General features: G+C 71.1%; 18 protein-coding genes, 1 tRNA gene and 1 pseudogene. 6 read left to right on the plus strand and 14 right to left on the minus strand.

The genetic code is table 11. The features are described 5' to 3' along the window. Positions 1–78: 78 nt before the first annotated feature. Positions 79–2,808, minus strand: a complete 2,730-nt coding sequence (polA, locus tag ACA361_RS19015; protein WP_375013403.1) for a DNA polymerase I — start codon at positions 2,806–2,808, stop codon at positions 79–81. Positions 2,809–2,852: 44 nt separating this feature from the next. Between polA and ACA361_RS19020 the strand changes: the two genes are divergently transcribed. Together ACA361_RS19020 and ACA361_RS19025 are read left to right on the plus strand one after the other, a co-directional pair. After that, positions 2,853–3,284, plus strand: coding sequence for a PaaI family thioesterase (locus ACA361_RS19020; RefSeq protein WP_375013404.1), 432 nt, complete (start codon positions 2,853–2,855; stop codon positions 3,282–3,284). A 203-nt stretch (positions 3,285–3,487) separates the two neighbouring features. After that, a complete protein-coding gene (locus ACA361_RS19025) occupies positions 3,488–4,027 on the plus strand; it encodes a DUF4352 domain-containing protein (protein ID WP_375013406.1) in 540 nt (179 codons plus the stop codon). 265 nt (positions 4,028–4,292) lie between these two features. On the opposite strand, the pseudogene ACA361_RS19030 reads toward ACA361_RS19025, so the two are convergent. The 6 genes and pseudogenes from ACA361_RS19030 to ACA361_RS19055 form a co-directional block, all read right to left on the minus strand. Beyond that, positions 4,293–4,991, minus strand: a pseudogene (locus ACA361_RS19030) (ABC transporter ATP-binding protein); the annotation flags it as partial. Further along, positions 4,981–5,721, minus strand: a complete 741-nt coding sequence (locus ACA361_RS19035) for an ABC transporter ATP-binding protein (RefSeq protein ID WP_375013576.1) — start codon at positions 5,719–5,721, stop codon at positions 4,981–4,983. The gene ACA361_RS19035 and the pseudogene ACA361_RS19030, both read right to left, overlap by 11 nt. 47 nt (positions 5,722–5,768) lie before the next feature. Continuing rightward, positions 5,769–6,941: a branched-chain amino acid ABC transporter permease gene (locus ACA361_RS19040; RefSeq protein ID WP_375013408.1), complete on the minus strand. Its 1,173-nt coding sequence runs from the start codon at positions 6,939–6,941 to the stop codon at positions 5,769–5,771. Next, a complete protein-coding gene (locus tag ACA361_RS19045) occupies positions 6,938–7,903 on the minus strand; it encodes a branched-chain amino acid ABC transporter permease (RefSeq protein WP_375013411.1) in 966 nt (321 codons plus the stop codon). The genes ACA361_RS19040 and ACA361_RS19045 overlap by 4 nt, the downstream gene beginning before the upstream one ends. Positions 7,904–8,003: 100 nt before the next feature. Beyond that, positions 8,004–9,119 (minus strand): branched-chain amino acid ABC transporter substrate-binding protein, encoded by a 1,116-nt coding sequence (locus tag ACA361_RS19050; RefSeq protein ID WP_375013413.1) that lies wholly within the window; start codon positions 9,117–9,119, stop codon positions 8,004–8,006. A gap of 355 nt (positions 9,120–9,474) precedes the next feature. Beyond that, positions 9,475–10,092 (minus strand): ANTAR domain-containing response regulator, encoded by a 618-nt coding sequence (locus ACA361_RS19055; RefSeq protein WP_375013415.1) that lies wholly within the window; start codon positions 10,090–10,092, stop codon positions 9,475–9,477. Positions 10,093–10,190: 98 nt separating this feature from the next. Here ACA361_RS19055 and ACA361_RS19060 point away from each other — a divergent pair. Together ACA361_RS19060 and ACA361_RS19065 are read left to right on the plus strand one after the other, a co-directional pair. After that, positions 10,191–10,265: transfer RNA gene (locus ACA361_RS19060), tRNA-Leu, on the plus strand. Between the two features lie 63 nt (positions 10,266–10,328). Further along, positions 10,329–11,090 (plus strand): helix-turn-helix domain-containing protein, encoded by a 762-nt coding sequence (locus ACA361_RS19065; RefSeq protein ID WP_375013416.1) that lies wholly within the window; start codon positions 10,329–10,331, stop codon positions 11,088–11,090. A gap of 63 nt (positions 11,091–11,153) precedes the next feature. On the opposite strand, the gene ACA361_RS19070 is transcribed toward ACA361_RS19065, so the two are convergent. The 3 genes from ACA361_RS19070 to ACA361_RS19080 form a co-directional block, all read right to left on the minus strand. Continuing rightward, complete coding sequence (locus ACA361_RS19070) at positions 11,154–12,539, minus strand: alanine/glycine:cation symporter family protein (protein ID WP_375013418.1); 1,386 nt, start codon at positions 12,537–12,539, stop codon at positions 11,154–11,156. 201 nt (positions 12,540–12,740) lie between these two features. Further along, complete coding sequence (pyk, locus tag ACA361_RS19075; RefSeq protein ID WP_375013421.1) at positions 12,741–14,180, minus strand: pyruvate kinase; 1,440 nt, start codon at positions 14,178–14,180, stop codon at positions 12,741–12,743. A 107-nt stretch (positions 14,181–14,287) separates the two neighbouring features. Beyond that, on the minus strand, positions 14,288–14,842 hold the full coding sequence (locus ACA361_RS19080; protein ID WP_375013423.1) for a type 1 glutamine amidotransferase domain-containing protein: 555 nt from the start codon (positions 14,840–14,842) through the stop codon (positions 14,288–14,290). 61 nt (positions 14,843–14,903) lie between these two features. Here ACA361_RS19080 and ACA361_RS19085 point away from each other — a divergent pair, with 61 nt between their 5' ends. Next, on the plus strand, positions 14,904–15,620 hold the full coding sequence (locus tag ACA361_RS19085) for a helix-turn-helix domain-containing protein (RefSeq protein ID WP_375013425.1): 717 nt from the start codon (positions 14,904–14,906) through the stop codon (positions 15,618–15,620). Positions 15,621–15,638: 18 nt separating this feature from the next. Here ACA361_RS19085 and ACA361_RS19090 read toward each other — a convergent pair whose 3' ends face one another. Continuing rightward, complete coding sequence (locus tag ACA361_RS19090) at positions 15,639–16,514, minus strand: hypothetical protein (protein ID WP_375013427.1); 876 nt, start codon at positions 16,512–16,514, stop codon at positions 15,639–15,641. An 86-nt stretch (positions 16,515–16,600) separates the two neighbouring features. Between ACA361_RS19090 and ACA361_RS19095 the strand changes: the two genes are divergently transcribed. After that, a complete protein-coding gene (locus ACA361_RS19095) occupies positions 16,601–18,025 on the plus strand; it encodes a pyridoxal phosphate-dependent decarboxylase family protein (RefSeq protein WP_375013430.1) in 1,425 nt (474 codons plus the stop codon). Positions 18,026–18,061: 36 nt separating this feature from the next. Here ACA361_RS19095 and ACA361_RS19100 read toward each other — a convergent pair whose 3' ends face one another. Genes ACA361_RS19100 through ACA361_RS19110 form a run of 3 tightly spaced genes read right to left on the minus strand, consistent with a single transcriptional unit; the run spans position 18,062 to position 19,679 of the window. Then, a complete protein-coding gene (locus ACA361_RS19100) occupies positions 18,062–18,745 on the minus strand; it encodes a helix-turn-helix domain-containing protein (protein ID WP_375013432.1) in 684 nt (227 codons plus the stop codon). Between the two features lie 13 nt (positions 18,746–18,758). Next, on the minus strand, positions 18,759–19,040 hold the full coding sequence (locus ACA361_RS19105) for a hypothetical protein (RefSeq protein ID WP_375013434.1): 282 nt from the start codon (positions 19,038–19,040) through the stop codon (positions 18,759–18,761). A gap of 60 nt (positions 19,041–19,100) precedes the next feature. Beyond that, positions 19,101–19,679, minus strand: coding sequence for a GNAT family N-acetyltransferase (locus ACA361_RS19110; protein WP_375013436.1), 579 nt, complete (start codon positions 19,677–19,679; stop codon positions 19,101–19,103). Between the last annotated feature and the right edge of the window lie 77 nt (positions 19,680–19,756).

Raw genomic sequence — 19,756 nt, forward strand, 5'->3', positions numbered from 1 at the left:
CGGCGCACGGCGGGGCGGTCCGGTGTAATGGGCCCGTGGTACGGGCCGGCGGCAAGGGCCGGTACCGGGGCGCGGGGGTCAGTGGGCGGCGGTCTGCCAGGTGTCGCCGGTGCCCATGCTGACCTCCAGCGGGGCGCGCAGGTCGTAGGCGGCCGTCATCTGCTCGCGCACGAGCCTCCGCAGCTCCTCCTGCTCGCCCTCGGCGACCTCGAAGACCAGCTCGTCGTGGACCTGCAGCAGCATCCGGGAGCGCAGGCCGTTCTCCCGCAGGGCGCGGTCGACGTTCAGGCTCGCGACCTTGACGATGTCGGCCGCCGACCCCTGGACGGGGGCGTTCAGCGCCATCCGCTCGGCCATCTCGCGCCGCTGGCGGTTGTCGGAGGTGAGGTCGGGCAGGTAGCGGCGGCGGCCCAGGATCGTCTCGGTGTAGCCGTCCTGGCGGGCCCTGGCGACGACGTCGCGCAGGAAGTCGCGGACGCCGCCGAACTGCTGGAAGTACTCCTCCATCAGGCCGCGCGCCTCGTCCGGCGAGATCCGCAGCTGCTGCGACAGCCCGTACGCCGACAGCCCGTACGCCAGGCCGTAGTTCATCGCCTTGATGCGGGCGCGCAGCTCGGAGTCGATCTGCTCGGGCGGCAGCCCGAACACCCGGGACGCGGTGATCGTGTGGAAGTCGGCCTTCTCCCGGAACGCCTCCAGCAGCGCCTCGTCCTCGGACAGGTGCGCCATGATCCGCAGCTCGATCTGGCTGTAGTCGGCGGTGAGCAGCGTCTCGTAGCCGCGGCCGACGACGAACGCCTCGCGGATCTGCCGGCCCTCGGCGGTGCGGATCGGGATGTTCTGCAGGTTGGGGTCGGTCGACGACAGCCGCCCGGTGGCCGCGACCATCTGGTTGAACGTGGTGTGGATGCGGCCGGCGTCGTCGGCCATCGGGATCAGCGAGGCGACGATGCTCTTGAGCTTGGACACCTCCCGCCAGCGCAGGATGTGCTCCAGGACCGGGTGCCCGTCCTTCTCCAGCAGCGTGGTGAGCGCGTCGGAGTCGGTGGTGTAGCCGGTCTTGGTCCGCTTGGTCTTGGGCAGCCCCAGCTCGTCGAACAGCACCTGCTGCACCTGCTTGGGCGAGCCGAGCTTGAACTCGTGCCCGACCGCGTTGTGGGCGAGCTGCTCCTGCTCCTTCTCCTGCCCGCCCAGCGTCGCCTCCAGGGACGCCAGCCGCTCGGCGTCCACGGCGATCCCGGCCCGCTCCATCCCGGCGAGGACGCCGACCAGGGGCAGCTCCACCTCGTGCAGCAGCCGGGTGGCGCCGCGCTTCTCCAGGTCCTTGTCCAGGACGTCGGCCAGCTCGGCGACCGCGCGGGCGCGGACGGCCAGGTCCTGCGCGGCCTCCTGCTCGCCGGACCCGTCGAGGGTGAGCTGGCCGGAGTCGTCGGCCTCGGCGCGCAGCTCGCGGTGCAGGTAGCGCAGCGCGAGGTCGGCCAGGTCGAAGGTGCGCTGGCCGGGCAGCGCCAGGTAGGCGGCCAGGGCGGTGTCGCTGGAGAGCCCCGCCAGCTCCATGCCGCGGGCGGCCAGGGCCAGCATCGGGCCCTTGGCCTCGTGCAGCGCCTTGGGCCGGGACGGGTCGGCGAGCCAGGCCGCCAGCGCCCGCTCGTCGTCCTCGATCAGCTCCGCCGGCTCCAGGTGCACCGCCGGGGTCGCCCCGCCCCCCTCCGGTTCCCTGGTGGAGGCCAGCGCGATCGCGGTCAGCTCCCCGGTGCCGCGCCCCCAGGAGCCGGTGACGGCCACGCCCGTGCGGCGGGACGGGCCCGCGTGCTCCTCCAGCCAGTCGCCCAGAGCGCCCGGCTCCAGCGCGCCCAGCTCGACCTCGAAGCCCTCGTCGGCCTCGGGCTCGGCGGCGCTCAGCGTGGCGTACAGCCGCTCGCGCAGCACCCGGAACTGCAGCGAGTCGAACAGCGTGTGGATCTCCTCGCGGTCCCACTGCCCCATCGACAGCTGCGGCGGCCGCATGTCCAGGCCCACGTTGCAGTCCAGCTTGTTGATCTGCTGGTTGCGCAGCACCTGGCCCAGGTGCTCGCGCAGGTTGTCGCCCGCCTTGCCCTTGATCTCGTCGACCCGGGCGACCAGCGTGTCGAGGTCGCCGTACTTGGTGAGCCACTTGGCGGCGGTCTTGGGGCCGACGCCGGGCACGCCGGGCAGGTTGTCGCTGGTCTCGCCGACCAGCGCGGCCAGCTCCCGGTAGCGCTCGGGCGGCACGCCGTACTTGGCCTCGACCGCGGCCGGGTCCATCCGGGCCAGCTCGGACACCCCGCGGATCGGGTAGAGGATCGTGACGTCCTCGTCGACCAGCTGGAACGCGTCCCGGTCGCCGGTCACGATCAGGGTCTGCATCCCGGCCTCGGACGCCTGCACCGACAGCGTGGCGATGATGTCGTCGGCCTCGAAGCCGGCCACCGACAGCCGCGGGATCCGCAGCGCGTCCAGCACCTCGAAGATCAGGCTGACCTGGCTGCGGAACTCGTCGGGGGTCTTCTGCCGGCCGGCCTTGTACTCGACGTACGCCTCGTGCCGGAACGTCGGCTCGGAGCGGTCGAAGGCCACCGCGATGTGCGTGGGCTCCTCGTCGCGCAGCACGTTGATGAGCATCGAGGTGAAGCCGTACACCGCGTTGGTGGGCTGCCCGTCGGTGGTGGAGAAGTTCTCCACCGGGAGCGCGAAGAACGCCCGGTACGCCAGTGAGTGCCCGTCGAGCAGGAGAAGCCGCTCTCGGGTGCCTTGCCGCTTGTCAGGGGTCGGATCTGTGGTCGCCACACCAGGACTCTAGTCTGCGCGTACGACAGTTCGAGGGAGGCTTGATGAGCGAGGAGCGGCCGGAGCCCGCCGTGGTGCCGGCGGAGTTCGCCGGCGACGGCTACGGGGATCTGGCGAGGTCCATGGGGGTCGAGTACCTGGAAGCCTCGCCGGAACGGGTCGTCGGCCGGATGCCGGTGAAGGGCAACACCCAGCCGTACGGGCTGCTGCACGGCGGCGCCTCGTGCGTGCTGGCCGAGTCGCTGGGCTCGGTCGGGGCGGCGCTGCACGCCGGCCCGGACCGGATCGCGGTCGGGATCGAGATCAACGCCACCCACCACCGCTCGGCCACCGAGGGCTGGATCACCGGGACCGCCACCCGCGCGCACGCCGGGCGCACCCTCGCCACCTACGACGTCGTGCTCACCGACGACCGGGACCGCCGCGTCTGCACCGCGCGCCTCACCTGCGTGCTGCGCGACAGGCCCGCCGACTGACCAGGAACGTTCCACACTTTTGTACGGTTTTGCACCGACCTGATCCGGACTTCCTTTGCGATGGACGGGGAACGGTCGGTAGCGTGGATCGGAACGGCCCGGGATCACCGAGTAGACAACGTGCGTGTCCGGGGACGGCCAGCACGGCCCCAAAGGTGGTCCTGGGCTTTCTCCTGCCCGGAAGATCCGGATAATTCCATGCCATGCGCCGATCTCTCGCGGCCCCCGCGCTCGCACTCTGCCTGGCCGCCCTGACCCCCGCCTGCTCCGGCGACGGCGGCGACGACCGGCCCGCCGCGTACGAGATCCCCGCCGAACGCCCCCGCGACGGCGAGCAGGTCCTGCGCGGCCGGACGGGACGCAGCAGCGACCTGGAGTTCACCGTGCTCGGCTACCGGGACGGCATGCGCGAGATCCTCGGCACCCACGCCGGAATGCGCCCCAAGGGCCGCTACGTCCGCGTCCGGCTGCTGGTCGCCAACCGCGGCCGCGACATCCAGGTCTTCGACACCTGGAAGCAGCTGCTCCTCACCGCCGACGGCCGCACCCACGTCCCCGACGTCAACGCCACCATGGTCAAGCGGCAGCCCGAGCGCCTGTCGGTCGGCGCCGCCATGCGCGCCGAGTTCGACCTCTGGTACGACCTGCCCGGCGAGACCGCCGTCCGCGCCCTGCGCCTCGTCGGCTCCCCCACCGTCGGCGCCGTCTCCGACCCCCGCCCCGCCGAGATCGAACTCCCCTGACCGCGGGCGCGAGCGAAAACCGCCCCCGGCCCGGCGGGCGGCCGGACCGGGGGCGGAACGCGACGGCGGACGGCTAGGACGACTTGCCCTCGCCCTTGCCGCCCTCGCCCTTGCCCACTTCCTTCTCCGGCGCGTCCGCGGCCGCATCCGCCGACGGCTCCGGCGCATCCTCCGCGGAGCCGCCCGGGACGTCCTCCGCAGCGCCGCCCGAAGCGCCGCCCGCGGCATCGCCGGAAGCGCCGCCCGCGGGCTCCGCGCCCAGGTCGCCGCCCAGATACGCCGCCCGCACCTGCGGATCGTCCAGCAGCTCGGCGGCCGGCGCCGCCTTCACCACCCGGCCCGTCTCCAGCACGTACGCCCGATGCGCGATCTGCAGCGCCTGCTGCGCGTTCTGCTCCACCAGCAGCACCGTCGTCCCGCGCCGGTTGATCTCCTCGATGATCGTGAAGATCTGCTGCACCAGCATCGGCGCCAGCCCCATCGACGGCTCGTCCAGCAGCAGCACCTTCGGCTTGGCCATCAGCGCCCGGCCGATCGCCAGCATCTGCTGCTCGCCGCCCGACATCGTCCCGCCCGCCTGGCCCTTGCGCTCGGCCAGCCGCGGGAACAGCTCGTACACCTCCTTGAGCTCCCCCGAGAAGTCGCCCTTCCGGGTGTACGCGCCCATGAGGAGGTTCTCCTCCACCGTCATCCCCGGAAAGATCCGGCGGCCCTCCGGCGACTGCCCGATCCCGGCCAGCACCCGCTTGTGCCCCGGCATCCGGCTGATGTCGGCACCGTTGAACACGATCGACCCCGACGACAGCGGCCGCAGCCCGGAGATCGTGCCGAGCGTCGTCGTCTTCCCGGCGCCGTTGGCACCGATCAGCGTGACGATCTCACCCTCGCCGACCTCGACCGTGACCCCCTTCAGAGCCGCGATCTTGCCGTAGTGGACGTGGATGTCCTTGATCTCAAGAAGCATCGGCGGGAGCCCCCAGGTACGCCTCGATGACCCGCGGGTCGTTCTGGATGTCCGCGGGCAGGCCCTCGGCGATCTTCTGCCCGAAGTCCAGCACCGCGATCCGGTCGCTGATCCCCATCACCAGGCTCATGTCGTGCTCGATCAGCAGCACGGTCCGGCCCGAATCACGGATCTTGCGGATCAGATCCTGCAACGCGATCTTCTCCGCCGGGTTCATCCCCGCCGCCGGCTCGTCCAGCAGCAGCAGCTTCGGATCCGTCGCCAGCGCCCGCGCGATCTCCAGCCGCCGCTGGTCGCCGTACGGCAGGTTCTTCGCCGCCTCCTCCAGCCGGTGCGGGATCCCCACGAACTCCAACAGCTCCCGCGCCTTCAGACGGCCGTCGCGCTCCTCACGGCGATGCCACGGCAACCCCAGGCTCGCCCCGACGAAACCCGTCCGGTGATGCGCGTCCGCGCCCACCATCACGTTCTCCAGCGCCGTCATGTTGTGGAAGAGCCGCACGTTCTGGAACGTCCGCGCCACCCCCAGCTTCGTGACCGCGAACCGCTTCTTCCCATCGATGCGCCTCCCGCGGAACAGCACCTGCCCCTCGGTCGGCCGGTACACCCCGGTGGTCACGTTGAACACCGTGGTCTTCCCCGCGCCGTTCGGCCCGATCAGCGCGAAGATCTCACCCTCGCCGATCGTCAGCTGAACGTCGTTCAGCGCGACCACACCGCCGAAACGCATCGTCACGTTCCGCAGCTCCAGCACGGGCGCCGGGCTCTTGCCCTCGCTCACTTCTTCACCTCCGTGGGAGCGGCGTGCCCGGACGCGCCGGGACCGGCCGTACCCGGACCGGCGACCTCCGCGCCCATACTGCCCATGCCCCCGGTGCCCTCGGCCAGCTCGGCCTTGCGCTGCCGGGACGGCCACAGGCCCTCCGGACGGAACGCCATCATGATCACCAGCGCGGCACCGAACAGCAGCATCCGGAAGTCCTCCGACACCCGCAGCCGCTCCGGCAGCCAGGCCAGCAGGAACGCCCCCAGCATCACACCGGGCATGTTCCCCGAACCGCCCAGCACCACCGACGCCAGGATCAGCGCCGACACCAGGAACACGAAGTTCTCCGGATTGATCGACGTCTGCTTCGCCGCGAACACCACACCGCCGCTGCCGCCGATCGCCGCACCGATCGCGAACGCCGCCAGCTTGAACCGGAACGTCGGCACGCCCATCAGCTCCGCCGCGTCCTCGTCCTCCCGGATCGCCGCCCACGAACGCCCCACCCGGCTGCTCTCCAGCCGCTTGACGAAAATGATCGTCAGCACGATGAAGAGCACCAGCAGGTAGTAGTACGGCCGCGCGTCCAGGAACCCGTACGTGAACGGCTGAACCCCGAAGATCTCGAAGTCCGACAGGTCCGGCGGCCGCGGAATGCCCTGGATCCCGCGAGGCCCGTTCACATAGTCGCTGTTCCGCGCGACCTGCCGGACGATCTCACCGAACCCCAGCGTCACGATCGCCAAGTAGTCCCCGCGCAACCGCAGCGTCGGCCCGCCCAGGATCACCCCCGACAGCGCCGACAGCAGGATCGCCAGGACCAGCAGCTCCCAGAAACTCCACCCGTACTTGGTGCCGAAGATGCCGATCGTGTACCCGCCCACGGCATAGAACGCCACATACCCCAGGTCGAGCAGGCCCGCCAGACCGACCACCACGTTCAGCCCCAGCGCCAGCAGGACGTAGATCCCGATCTGGTCGCTCAGCATCGTCGGCCAGTCCGACCCCGACGGCGCCATGAACGAGCCGATCGACTCGTGCGGCAGCAGCAGCGCACCGACGATCAGCAGCACGTACACGATCCAGCGCTGCCAGCCCGGCGCCACCGCCCAGCGGTCACGGACCGCGTCCAGCCCGCCGCCGAAGCCGCCCCGGCCGTTCTTGGAATTCTTCGTCACGTTCATGCGCGCGCCTGCTGCAGAGACTCACCGAGAATGCCGGTGGGACGGAACATGAGAACCAGGATCAGGACCGAGAACGCCACCACGTCACGCCACTCCGCCCCGAAGATGCTGGAGCCGTACATCTCGAACAACCCCAGCGCGAACCCGCCGACCAGCGCCCCGCGGATGTTGCCGATACCGCCGAGCACCGCCGCCGTGAACGCCTTGATGCCCAGCAGGAACCCGGCGAAATACCACGCCTGCTCGAACCGGACGAAGTACAGCACCGCCGCGACACCCGCCATCGCGCCACCGACCAGGAACGTCGCCGACACCACCCGGTCGATGTTCACCCCCATCAGCACCGCCGCCTGCGGATCCTGCGCCGTCGCCCGGATGCCCCGCCCCAGCTTCGTGCGGTTCACGAACTGGTCCAGCGCGATCATCATCAGCACCGCGCCCAGGAACACGATCAGCTTGTCGTTACTGATCACGATCGGGCCGACGTCGATCACATTCGTGCGCTCCACGAAATGCTCGTTCACCGGAAGCTTGCCCTGCGCCTCCGACTTGCCGAACACCACCGGGATCACCACGGTCGCGAACAGCTGCTGCAAGAAGATCGAAGCACCGATCGCCGAGATCAGAGCGGCCAGCCGCGACGCGCCCTTCTTGCGCAACGGCCGGTACGCCGCCACCTCCAGGAGCATCGCCGTACCGCCCGACACCACCGCCGCCGCCAGCGCCATGACCGCCACCAGGCCGATCAGGGCCACCCCGCCGGCACTGGACACGCCCAGCAGCTGCACGCTGCCCAGCGCCACGAACGTCCCGACCATCCAGATCTCGGCATGGGCGAAGTTGATGAGCCTCAGCACGCCGTAGACCATCGTGTACCCCAGCGCCACCAGCGCGTAGATCGCGCCCAGCGCCAGGCCGTCGATGGTGTACGGCCAGAAAGAATCAATGAAGTCGTCGAACACCTTTGGTCGCCTTCGTGAAAAAGGAGCGGGAGCGCTTCACGGCGCTCCCGCTCCCGCGCCTAGGGCGCCTCGGAGGGGCGCTGCCGAGCGGCCGGACGGCCTACTCGACCTTCGCCTCCTTGGTGTTGCCGAGCAGCGGCAGCTTGTTGCCCTTGACCTCGTACACGTAGATGTCCTGCGAAGCCAGCTCGCCCTTGGCGTCGAACTTGATCGGCTTGCCGACACCCTCGAAGTTCACCGTCGACAGGAACTGGTTGATCTTCTCCGGCTCGGTGTTGCCGGCCTTGATCGCCTCGATGAACGCCGTCGCCGCGTCGTACCCCTCACCGGAGTAGATCGCCACCGGCGAACCGAACTTCGCCTGGTAGTCCGACGCGAACTTCTTCGCCTTCGCGTTGCTCGTGCCCGCCTCGTCGATCAGGCAGCCGCAGCTCAGCATCGCGCCCTGAGCGTTCTTCTCGCCCGCGCCCTCGATCAGGCCCGTCGCCAGCGAACCGTCGCCCGACATCAGCCGCGCGTCCACGCCCGCCTCGCGCAGCTGCTTGAACAGCCGCCCCGCGACCGCGTAGTAGCCGCCGAAGTACACCACGTCCGGGTCGAACGACTTGATCTTGTTGACCGTGGCGGAGTAGTCCGTGGCCTTGTCGTCCACGCCCTCGGCCATGGTCTGCGCGCCCTTGGGCTTCACCGCGCCCGCGATCGCGTCCGCCAGGCCCTTGCCGTACTCCTGGTTGTCGTGGATCGTGGCGACCTTCTTCGCCTTCAGCTGGTTGGTGATGAACTCACCCGCGCCGGCGCTCTGCACCGCGTCGTCCGCCACCACCCGGTGCCAGAACTTCCAGCCCTTCTCGGCCAGCGTGATCTGCGTCGCCGACGGCGACACGCTCGGGACCTTCGCCTCCTCCAGGATCGGGCCCGTCGCCTGCGACTCGCCCGAGAACGCCGGCCCGATCAGGCCGACGATCTTGTCCTGCTTGATCGCGCCCTGCACCAGGGTCGTCGCCTGCTCCGGCTTGCCCTGGCTGTCGTACGGCTTGAACTTGATCTTGACCTTCGGGTTGGTCGCGTTGTACTGCTCGATGGCCAGCTGCGCGCCGTTCCGCGGCGGGATGACCAGGCCCGAGTTCTCCCCGGTCAGGTCACCCATGAACCCGATCGTGACCTCGTTGCCGTCCGACCCGCCTTCGTCGCCGCCGCCGCACGCAGCGACGCCCATAGTCAGCATCGCGCTCACCGCAACCGCACCGGTGACTCTCATCATGTTGCGCCGCAAGGTGCCCAACCTTTCCATCCGGATCCGGGAGGGGATCGGGTACGAGTCATGCCCCAACAACCGCCCCCTCCCGGGTTCTCTCGGGAGGAATCGGTCAGTCAGGGAGCAGGTCAGTCGTACACCGAGCGGCCGCTCCAGAGGAGGACCCCCGAGCAGAAGGGTTACTCGTTCGTTACGGCTCCGTGCTCAGCCAACCCCCGCACGGCCAGCGACGATCACACGCAGTGACGCCCTCGAACGCGCAGGTGAGAAAGCCGCCCGCGAACCACAGCGAAGCGGCGACCAGATGAAGCCGGGATCAACCCCCGGCGGCCTCGCCCTTACCGGACCCGCCCAGCGCACCCGCCACCACGGCGTCCGCCACCGCCCGCATCGTCAGGCGCCGGTCCATCGACGTCTTCTGGATCCACCGGAACGCCTCCGGCTCACTCCAGCCGTTCGCCTCCTGCAGCAGCCCCTTGGCCCGATCGACCACCTTGCGGGTCTCCAGCCGGTCCTGCAGATCGGCGACCTCCGCCTCCAGCGCCCGCAGCTCCGTGTAGCGGCTCACCGCCATCTCGATCGCCGGCGCCAGGTCCGTCTTGGTGAACGGCTTGACCAGATACGCCATCGCCCCGGCGTCGGTCGCCCGCTGCACCAGCTCCCGCTGCGAGAACGCCGTCAGGATCACCACCGGCGCGATCCGCTCGGCCGAGATCCGCTCGGCCGCCGAGATCCCGTCCAGCACGGGCATCTTGACGTCCAGGATCACCAGATCCGGACGGTGCTCGGCCGCCAGCCGCACCGCGGCCTCGCCGTCCCCGGCCTCGCCCACGACGTCGTACCCGTCCTCCTGGAGCATCTCCTTCAAGTCCAGGCGGATCAGGGCCTCATCTTCTGCGATCACAACTCGCCGAGCGCTCTCCGTCACGCGCACGAGACTACCGGGACCCGCTACCCTGGTCCCCGGCAGGGCAGGGCCCGCTCCGGCTCGGCTTATAATTCAACCAGGATGTCCGATTTACTTTGGATAATGCCCCGGTACTCCAATTGGCATGAGAGGGCGGATTCAAAACCCGTACAGTGTGGGTTCGAGTCCCACCCGGGGCACAAACAGACCGCCGTCCACTCCTGGGCGGCGGTTTTGTCACACCCATCGTCGACACTCTCCGCATGGACGACATCACTCTGCGCGAGACGGCCCTGGTCCTGTTAGCCCAGGGCATCCCCCTGAGCGAGGTGAATCGGCGAACGGGCGTGCCCGCGTCCACGCTGAGCCAGTGGAGATCGCAATCTCAAAGACCTGATCCCCGCACCCGAGCTCTCTGCCCGCGCTGCCACGAACGCGATCTCGACGGAAAGGCTTACTCCTACCTCCTCGGGCTCTATCTCGGTGACGGCAACCTCGCCAATGCACCGGGAGACAAGGGCGTCTACCGGCTGGAGATCGCGTGCTGTGACAGCTGGCCCGGCCTGATGGAGATGGCGGCCGTCGCGGTCGCGGCCATCATGCCCGGCCTCCAGGTCGGCAGGAGGCAGAAGACCGGCTGCACGATCGTCAACGCGTACTCCGTGCACTGGCCGTGCCTGTTTCCGCAGCACGGACCAGGAAGGAAGCACACCCGGAAGATCGAGCTCGCGCCCTGGCAGCGGGTGATCGTGGACGAGTACACCGAGGAGTTCGTGCGCGGCCTGCTGCACTCTGACGGCTGGCGCGGCACCAACCGGGTGCGGCGCCCGGGCAAGGACGGCGACCGCTGGTACGAGTATCCGCGCTACCAGTTCACCAACGTCTCGCTCGACATCCAGAGGCTCTTCACGGATGCGCTCGATCGGCTCGGGATCCCGTGGAAGCAGATGAACAAAAAGAACATCTCCGTCGCGCGGCGGGAGGGGGTGGCGCGGTTGGACGAGTTCGTGGGGCCGAAGCATTGAGGAGGGCAGGAGGCCGCCGTGCTCGCCGGCGGGCGGCGGGCGCGGCGGCCTCGGGGAGTTTCGCTATGTGTCCACGCGGACGGGGTCGTCCGGGGAGGGGCTGCGGAAGTAGTCGCGGGTCTCGCGGAAGACGAGCGGGGACAGGATCAGCAGGCCGATGAGGTTGGGCAGGGCCATGAGGCCGTTCATCACGTCGGAGAAGGTCCAGACCGTGGTGAGGGTGGTCGTCGCGCCGATGTAGGAGACGACGATGAAGACGATGCGGTACGGGAGGACGGCTTTGCGGCCGAAGAGGTACTCCATGCAGCGTTCGCCGTAGTAGGACCAGCCGAGGAGGGTGGAGAAGGCGAAGAAGATCAGGCTGATGGTGACGATGATGCTGCCCCAGTCGCCGGGGAGGCCGGCGTCGAAGGCGCGGCCGGTGAAGGTGGCGGCGTCGTCCTCGCCGCCTTCCTTCCAGACGCCGGTGACGACGATGGTGAGGGCGGTGATGCTGACGACGATGAGGGTGTCGATGAAGGTCTGGGTCATGGAGACCAGGGCCTGGCGGACGGGGTGGGTGGTCTTGGCCGCGGCGGCGGCGATGCCGCCGGTGCCGAGGCCGGATTCGTTGGAGAAGATGCCGCGGGCGACGCCGTACTGGATGGCGGCGGCGACGCCGGCGCCGACGAAGCCGCCGGTGGCGGCGGTGCCGGTGAAGGCGTCGGTGAAGATGAGGCCGATGGCGGAGGGGACCTCGTCGAGGTTGAAGGCGAGGACGGCGAGGCCGCCGACGATGTAGAGGACGATCATCAGGGGGACGAAGCCGCTGGTGACGCGGCCGATGCTCTTGATGCCGCCGAGGATGACGACGGCGGTGAGGACGACGATGACGGCGCCGGTGATGCGGTGGTCGACGCCCCATTCGTCGTTGAGGTTGGCGGCGACGGCGTTGGCCTGGGTCATGTTGCCGATGCCGAAGGCGGCGAAGGCGCCGGCGATGGCGAAGAAGCCGCCGAGGATGAGGCCGACGGGGCCTTTGATGCCGTTGCGGAGGTAGTACATGGGGCCGCCGCTCTGTTCGCCGGCGGCGTCGGTGCGGCGGAAGCGTACGCCGAGGAAGGCTTCGCTGTATTTGGTGGCCATGCCGACCATGCCGGTGAACCACATCCAGAAGACGGCGCCGGGGCCGCCGAGGGCGATGGCGGTGGCGACGCCGGCGATGTTGCCGACGCCGACGGTGGCGGCGAGGGCGGTGGCGAGGGCCTGGTAGTGGGAGATGTCGCCGGCGGCGCCTTCTTTGTCGGCGTCGGAGCGTTTGATGAAGGCGAGCCAGAAGGCGAGGCGGAAGCGGCGGACCTGGATGCCGCGGAGGAGGGTCGTGAGGTAGAGGCCGGTCAGGAGGAGCAGGGGGATGAGGAGCCAGGGTCCCCAGATGAAGGAGCTGGCGTCGGAGAGGAAGTCGTTCATCACACCACCGGTAACGGGAGTAGCAGGAGCAACCTACGGACCGTAGACAAGTGCGGGCCGGTTGAGAAGCCCCTGGGTGCAGCCGTTACGGGATCGTCTTTACGGCTTTTTCATGCCTTGACCCAGGTGGGTGGCCGGAGCGTCGCCGGATCGATATCGGGCGGTGACCCTGGGGGCCCGGTGGGCGGGCCCCCGCGGGGGTCAGGGTGTGGCGGTGGCGGTGGCGATGGCGTCGCCGATGCGGTGGACGCGGAGGGCGTTGGTGGAGCCGGGGGTGCCGGGGGGCGAGCCGGCGACGATGACGACGCGGTCGCCCTTCTGGCAGCGGCCGGATTCGAGGAGTCCCTGTTCGACCTGGGCGACCATCTCGTCGGTGTGGTTGGCGAAGGGGACGATGTGGGTCTCGACGCCCCAGACGTGGGCGAGGCGGCCGCGTACGGCGGGGACGGAGGTGAAGGCGAGGAGGGGGATGGGTGAGCGGTAGCGGGAGAGGCGGCGGGCGGTCTCGCCGGACATGGTGAAGGCGACGAGGGCCTCGGCCTTGATGATGGCGCCGACTTCGGCGGCGGCGCGGGCGATGGCGCCGCCGACGGTCTCGGGCATGCGGTCGAGGGTGTGGGTGGCGTGGAGGGAGGCTTCCTCGGCGGTGGAGACGATGCGGCTCATGGTGCGGACGGATTCGATGGGGTACTGGCCGACGCTGGTCTCGCCGGAGAGCATGACGGCGTCGGCGCCTTCGAAGACGGCGTTGGCGACGTCGGAGGTCTCGGCGCGGGTGGGGCGGGGCGCGGAGATCATGGATTCGAGCATCTGGGTGGCGACGATGACGGGGCGGGCCTTCTCGCGGCAGAGTTCGATGACCTGCTTCTGGACGATGGGGACCTGTTCGAGGGGGAGTTCGACGCCGAGGTCGCCGCGGGCGACCATGAGGCCGTCGAAGGCGGCGACGATGGCGGGGAGCTGTTCGACGGCCTGGGGCTTTTCGATCTTGCCGATGAGGGGGACGCGGACGCCTTCCTCTTCCATGATCTGGTAGCAGATGTCGGCGTCGGCGGGGGTGCGGACGAAGGAGAGGGCGACCATGTCGACGCCGAGGCGGAGGGCCCAGCGGAGGTCTTCCTCGTCCTTGGAGGTGAGGGCGGGGACGCTGACGGGGACGCCGGGGAGGTTGAGGCCCTTGTTGTCGGAGACCATGCCGCCGACTTCGACGGTGGTGCGGACGCGGGTGCCGTCGACGTCGGTGACGCGGAGGGCGACGCGGCCGTCGTCGATGAGGACGGTGTCGCCGGGGCGGACGTCGCCGGGGAGGCCCTCGTAGGTGGTGGAGACCTCTTTGCGGGTGCCGGGGACGTCCTCGGTGGTGATGGTGAACTCGTCGCCGAGGGTGAGTCGTACGGGGCCGTCCGGGAAGCGGCCGATCCGGATCTTGGGGCCCTGCAGGTCGGCCAGGATGCCGACGCCGCGGCCGGTGGCCGTGGATGCGGCGCGGATCCGGTGGTAGACGTCCTCGTGGCCGGCGTGGTCGCCGTGGCTCATGTTGAGCCGGGCGACGTCGACGCCGGCCTCGACGAGTGCGTGGATCTGCTCGGCGGTGGAGCAGGCGGGGCCGATGGTGCTGACGATCTTCGCTCGACGGGTCACATGCACAACGCTACTTAGTTACCTGCCGGTAGGGATATTCATGCAGGATACGGTCGCCGAAGATTCACGGACTGGTCTAGCTCAAGGGTCTAGACCAGTGGCGAATCTCACCCGGCGAAGACGCGGACGGCGGCCTGGCAGAACGCCTTGAGGTCGTCCGGCTTCCGGCTGGTCACCAGCGTGTTGGGTCCACCTTCGCAGGTGACGACCTCCTCGTCGACCCAGTCGGCGCCGGCGTTGCGCAGGTCGGTCTGGAGGCTGGGCCAGGAGGTGACGCGGCGGCCGCGGACGACGTCCGCCTCGATCATGGTCCACGGGGCGTGGCAGATGGCCGCGACGGGCTTGCCGGCGTCGAAGAAGCCCTTGACGAACGCGACGGCCTTGGGCTGGGTCCGCAGGAAGTCGGGGTTGGCGACGCCGCCGGGCAGCACGAGCCCGTCGAACTCGCCCTGGTCGGAGACCTCGACCGTGGTGTCGACGTCGAAGTGGTCGGCCTTGTCCAGGTGGTCGAAGCCCTGGATGCGGCCGGACTGGGTGGACACGAGCCGGGGCGTGCCGCCGGCCTGCTGGACGGCGCTCCACGGTTCGGTGAGCTCGACCTGCTCGGTGCCTTCGGGCGCGGCCAGGAACGCGATGGTCTTGCCCTGGAGTTCGGTGCCCATGTGACCTCCTCGTCACGTGATCGGATGGTTCTTCCCTGCACTGCCCGCGAGAGCGGGTGGTATGCAGGGAGATGTGGAGGAGGCGCGTTACCGGGAGTTCCCGGCACCCGAGGGGACGGGGCTGGCCTGCCTGTGGAGCCACCGGCATCCCGGCGGTGCGGCGGGGCCGTTCGTCCAGCGGGTGGTGCCGGACGGCTGCGTGGACCTGATCTGGTGGGGCCGGAGCGCCGAGATCACGGTGGCCGGGCCGGACACGGGGCCGGCGCCGGCGCGGCTGGAGCCGGGCGAGCGGCTGGTGGCGGTGCGGTTCCGGCCGGGTGCTGCGCCGCCGGTGCTGGGCGTGCCCGCCGACGCGGTGCGGGACGCCCGGCCGGCGCTGCGGGAGCTGTGGGGGGACGCGGCGAGCCGGCTGGGCGAGGCGATGGCGGCCGCGGCGGATCCGCACGCGCTGCTGGTGGAGGCGGTCCGGGCCCGTTCGGCGGGGCCGCCGGACCCGCTGGTGCCGGCGCTGCTGGCGGGGCTGGAGGCGGGTCCGGTTCGGGCGGTGGCCGGCGCGCTGGGCGTGAGCGAGCGGCAGCTGCGCCGGCGGGCGCACGCGGCGTTCGGGTACGGGCCCAAGACGCTGCAGCGGGTGCTGCGGTTCCAGCGGGCGCTGGGGATGGCGCGGTCCGGGGTGCCGCTGGCGGAGGTGGCGTACGCGGCGGGCTACGCCGATCAGGCGCATCTGGCGAACGAGGTGCGGGCGCTGGCCGGCGCGCCGATCCGGACGCTGCTCTGAGCCGGTTCAGGGGGCGGCTCAGGGGTTTTCGAGCCTGCCGTACGCCTGGAGGGTGCGGAGGTTCTCGACGGTGACGTGGCCGCGCCATTCGGGTTCGGTGATGGGCGTCCAGAACGGGAACTGCACGGTCCAGCCGCCGTCGTCGAGGCGCGCGTCGATGAGCGCGTCCAGGTCGGCGTCGATGGCGGCGGGGTCGAGGAGCCGGTGGCCGTAGCCGCCGGGTGCGGGCGCGTAGTCGAGCGGGGAGTGGTGGGCGCCGGGGGCGCCGGGGTCGAGGGAGGCGAGCAGGGGGCCGCGGATGCGGTCGAACGCGGCGTCGGCGCGGTCGCGGTCGGGCACGTGGTCGAGGAAGCGCAGCGCGGCGAGGGCGTCGTAGGGGCCGAGTTCGTGCTCGCCGTTCTCCAGGTGGTTCCAGGAGAACTCGGTGGCGGCCGCCAGCCAGGGGTGCCGGGAGCCCATGAGGTGGAGGAGTCCGGCGAGGGTGGCGGTGGGGTTGAGGCTTCCGGGCGGGTCGTCGGGCGTCTGCCACCAGGGGGCGCGGGGGGCGTCCCGTACGGTCGGCAGGACGAAGGGCACTCCCCCGCCGGTGCGGGTGATGGAGGCCAGGTAGTCGCCGATGCGGTCGACGGCGGGGTCGGTGTCGGCACCGGCCTCGTGCAGGATCTCCAGGGCGTGCTGGGCGGGGACGGGCTGGCTGGCCTCGCCGCGCAGGTCGGGTTCGAGGGCGTGGCCGTAGCCGCCGTCGGGGTTCTCGTAGGGGCGGAGCGCGGCGACGACGGCGGCCGCGGGGCCGCCGCGGAAGTGGAGGGCGAAGCGGCGGCGGTCGATCAGGCGGGCGTTGAGCCGGAGGAAGTCCTCGGCGGCGTCGAGGTCCTTGGCGTGGAGTGTTCTCATGCTCCGACCGTAGAGGGCGGGCGGGGCGCGGGTCTTGGAGGGAACGGCCATGTACGAACCATGATCCTTCCTGGTTGACTGGCGGGATGAGTGATCCGCTGCACGAGCGCGAGCGGGCCGCGGCGGCGCTGGAGCCGGTGTTCCGCGCGGCCGGGCCGTACCTGGAGGGGCTGGCGGGGCGGCCGGTGCACGACCGGTCGCGGGACGTCCTGTTCGCGGAGCTGGACGGGCCGCTGCCGGCCGCGGGCGAGGGCGCGGCGGCGGCGGTGGAGCGGCTGGTGCGGGTGGGCACGGCGGCGGCGACGCACTCGTCGGGGCCGCGGTTCTTCCATTTCGTGGTGGGCGGGTCGACGCCGGCGGCGATGGCCGGGGACTGGACGGCGTCGCTGCTGGACCAGGCCGCGGGGCTGTGGCTGACCTCGCCGCTGGCGGCGCGGGTGGAGACGGTCGTGCTGGGGTGGCTGAAGGAGCTGTTCGGGCTGCCCGCGTCGTACGGCGGCGTGCTGACGCCGAGCGCGACGTTCGCGCACGTGACGGGGCTGGCGTGCGCCCGCGCGTGGTGGGCGGGGCGGCACGGCGCGGACGTGGTCGCGGACGGGCTGGCGGGGCTGCCGCGGATGCCGGTGTTCAGCAGCGGGCTGGTGCACGCCAGCACGCGCAAGGCGCTGCAGATCCTGGGGTGCGGGCGGGACACGCTGCGGACGTTCGAGCGCGACGACCGGGGGCGGGTCGACCTGGCGGCGATGGAGGGGGCGCTGGCGGCGCTGGGCGGGGATCCGGCGGTGATCGTCGCGAACCTCGGGGAGGTCAACACCGGCGACTCGGATCCGATCGGGGAGCTGGCCGATCTGGCGGAGCGCTACGGCGCGTGGCTGCACGTGGACGGCGCGTTCGGGATGTTCGCGGCGGTCTCGCCCCGTACGGCGCATCTGGCGCGGGGTGTGGAGCGGGCGGATTCGGTGACGGCGGACGGGCACAAGTGGTTGAACGTCCCGTACGAGAGCGGTTTCTCGTTCGTGCGGGATCCGGCGATGCTGGCGCGCACGTTCGGGTCGTGGGGGGCGGCGTACCTGCCGGACGCGGGCGGTGAGCAGGTCAACTACAACTCGCTGGGGCCGGAGTCGTCGCGGCGGGCGCGGGCGTTCCCGATCTGGGCGACGCTGCGCGCGTACGGGCGGGACGGCCACCGGGAGATGGTCGAGCGGCATCTGGACGTGTCGCGGCATCTGGGCCGGCTGGTGGAGGAGGCGCCGGATCTGGAGCTGCTGGCGCCGGTTCGGCTGTGCGTCGTGTGCTTCCGGTACCGGCCGCCGGGGGTGCCGGAGGAGGAGCTGAACGGGCTGAACGCGCGGCTGGGCGAGGCACTGCTGGCCGACGGCCGGGTGTACGCGGGCACCTCCACCTATCGCGGGATGACGGTGTTCCGTCCGGCGGCCCTGAACTGGCGCACGACGCGCGCGGACGTGGCGGCGCTGGTGGAGGTGCTCCGCGAGCTGGCGGCCCGCCTGTAGGCCCGCCGGACCCGGCCTGCGGGGTGTGGGCCGCGGTCAGCCCCAGGAGGCGTTCTCGTCGAGCTTCGCGAACGGCTGGGTGAGGCTGAACCAGTTGCCGGAGTCGTCGCGGAAGACGGCCTCGATGCCGTACGGGCGCTTCTCGGGCGGGTGGACGAACGTGACGCCGCGGGCGGAGAGGCGGTCGTACTCGGCCTGGCAGTCGTCGGTGTGGAAGGCGCCGGCGCCGAGCACGCCCTTGGCGAGCAGGGCCCGCAGCTGCTCGGCGGACTCGGGGTCGAGCGAGGGCGGGCCGGGCACCATCAGCGCGATCTGGAGCTCGGGCTGGCTCCTGGGGCCGACGGTGAGCCAGCGCATCCCGCCCTCGCCGGGTGTCATCCCCGTCTGCCGCTTGAACCGGGTGCAGAACGTGCCGAGGCTGGTGAACCCCACCAGCATGCAGATCTCGGTGACGGTGAGGTTGGCCGAGGCGAGCAGGTCACCGGCCCGCTCGATGCGCCTGCGGGACAGGTACCGGCCGGGCGTCTCCCCGTACACCTGGCGGAAAAGCCGGACGAAGTGGTAGCGCGAGTAGCCCGCCCGGGCGGCGACCGCGGCCACGTCCAGCGGCCGGTCCCACTCGCGGTCCATGGCGTCCCTGGCCAGCCGGAGCCGCCGCAGGACGCCGACGTCCAGGCTTCTGACCTGGCCGGACGCGCTCGCCGGCCTCGTGGCGCCCATGGCCGCGATCGTGTCACACGGCTCTGACGTTCCCGTCCGCGCAGCCGATGATCCGCAGGCCGTGCCGGCAGGCGTACGCGCGCGCCCGGCAGGCGTCGCCGAACGCGGCGGTGCGGCCGTTGTCGAAGGCGCAGGTGACCGGCTGCCGGCCGGGCGGGCAGTCGAACGCGCAGCGGGCGGGCGCCACGGGCCGCGAGATCGGCCCGGCCGCCGCGGCGGCGAGCGCGCCCGCGACGGCCGCGGACAGCACCGCCGCGACGGCCGCCGGAACGATGATCCGGGCACGGATGACCATGGTCCACCACCGAGGAGTCACTCTGCGAGACTGAACGACCTCCCACTGTAGTGAACGCGGTCAGCGGGCCCCCGGCCAGGGTCCCGGCGGCGTGTGCTCGACGGTCTCGGTCTCGACCTTGGTGTCGTACACCCGGAAGCCCCGCGCCTGGTAGTTCGCCAGCGCGGCGGGCCCGTCGTTGGAGCAGGTGTGCACCCAGACGCGGGCGGTCGGCTCCCGGCCCGGCCAGCGGTCCGCCAGGTCCCAGGCGCGGGCGGCGCCGGCGGCCAGCAGATGGCCGCCGATCCCCCGGCCGTGGAACGCGCCGAGCAGCCCGAAGTGGACGATCTCCACCTCGCCGCCGGCCTGCGGGTCCAGCTCGACGTAGCCGGCCGGGGTGCCGCGCACGTAGGCGACCCAGGTCTCGACGCCGGGGCGCTCCAGCCAGTTCATCCACTGGTCGTAGGTCCAGCCGAGCCGGTCGACCCAGTAGTAGTCGCCCCCGACCGCGGTGTAGAGGAAGCGGTTCAGCTCGGGGCTGGGCACCTCCGCGCGGGCGATGTCCACCGCGACCTCCGGGGCCCGGCCGGCCGGGCGCAGCTCGCCGGGGGCGCGCTGCTCCAGGTACCAGGTGGTCACGTCGACTCGTCTGATCGGCACGCTGTTCCTCACACAAGAAAGCCGCCGCGGCCCCGCGCCCTGGTCGGGGCGCGGGGTCGCGGCGGGGTGTCGTATCG

It is taken from the genome of Actinomadura sp. 21ATH (assembly GCF_041951345.1).
In the GTDB taxonomy this organism is placed as follows: domain Bacteria; phylum Actinomycetota; class Actinomycetes; order Streptosporangiales; family Streptosporangiaceae; genus Spirillospora.

Excerpts from the sequence above, each read along its gene's own strand:
- ACA361_RS19020 (WP_375013404.1), top strand. The coding sequence starts at position 2,853 with ATGAGCGAGGAGCGGCCGGAGCCCGCCGTGGTGCCGGCGGAGTTCGCC.
- ACA361_RS19025 (WP_375013406.1), top strand. The coding sequence starts at position 3,488 with ATGCGCCGATCTCTCGCGGCCCCCGCGCTCGCACTCTGCCTGGCCGCC.
- ACA361_RS19035 (WP_375013576.1), bottom strand. The coding sequence starts at position 5,721 with ATGCGTTTCGGCGGTGTGGTCGCGCTGAACGACGTTCAGCTGACGATC.
- ACA361_RS19040 (WP_375013408.1), bottom strand. The coding sequence starts at position 6,941 with ATGAACGTGACGAAGAATTCCAAGAACGGCCGGGGCGGCTTCGGCGGC.
- ACA361_RS19050 (WP_375013413.1), bottom strand. The coding sequence starts at position 9,119 with ATGGGCGTCGCTGCGTGCGGCGGCGGCGACGAAGGCGGGTCGGACGGC.
- ACA361_RS19065 (WP_375013416.1), top strand. The coding sequence starts at position 10,329 with ATGGACGACATCACTCTGCGCGAGACGGCCCTGGTCCTGTTAGCCCAG.
- ACA361_RS19070 (WP_375013418.1), bottom strand. The coding sequence starts at position 12,539 with ATGAACGACTTCCTCTCCGACGCCAGCTCCTTCATCTGGGGACCCTGG.
- ACA361_RS19080 (WP_375013423.1), bottom strand. The coding sequence starts at position 14,842 with ATGGGCACCGAACTCCAGGGCAAGACCATCGCGTTCCTGGCCGCGCCC.
- ACA361_RS19085 (WP_375013425.1), top strand. The coding sequence starts at position 14,904 with ATGCAGGGAGATGTGGAGGAGGCGCGTTACCGGGAGTTCCCGGCACCC.
- ACA361_RS19090 (WP_375013427.1), bottom strand. The coding sequence starts at position 16,514 with ATGAGAACACTCCACGCCAAGGACCTCGACGCCGCCGAGGACTTCCTC.
- ACA361_RS19095 (WP_375013430.1), top strand. The coding sequence starts at position 16,601 with ATGAGTGATCCGCTGCACGAGCGCGAGCGGGCCGCGGCGGCGCTGGAG.
- ACA361_RS19100 (WP_375013432.1), bottom strand. The coding sequence starts at position 18,745 with ATGGGCGCCACGAGGCCGGCGAGCGCGTCCGGCCAGGTCAGAAGCCTG.
- ACA361_RS19105 (WP_375013434.1), bottom strand. The coding sequence starts at position 19,040 with ATGGTCATCCGTGCCCGGATCATCGTTCCGGCGGCCGTCGCGGCGGTG.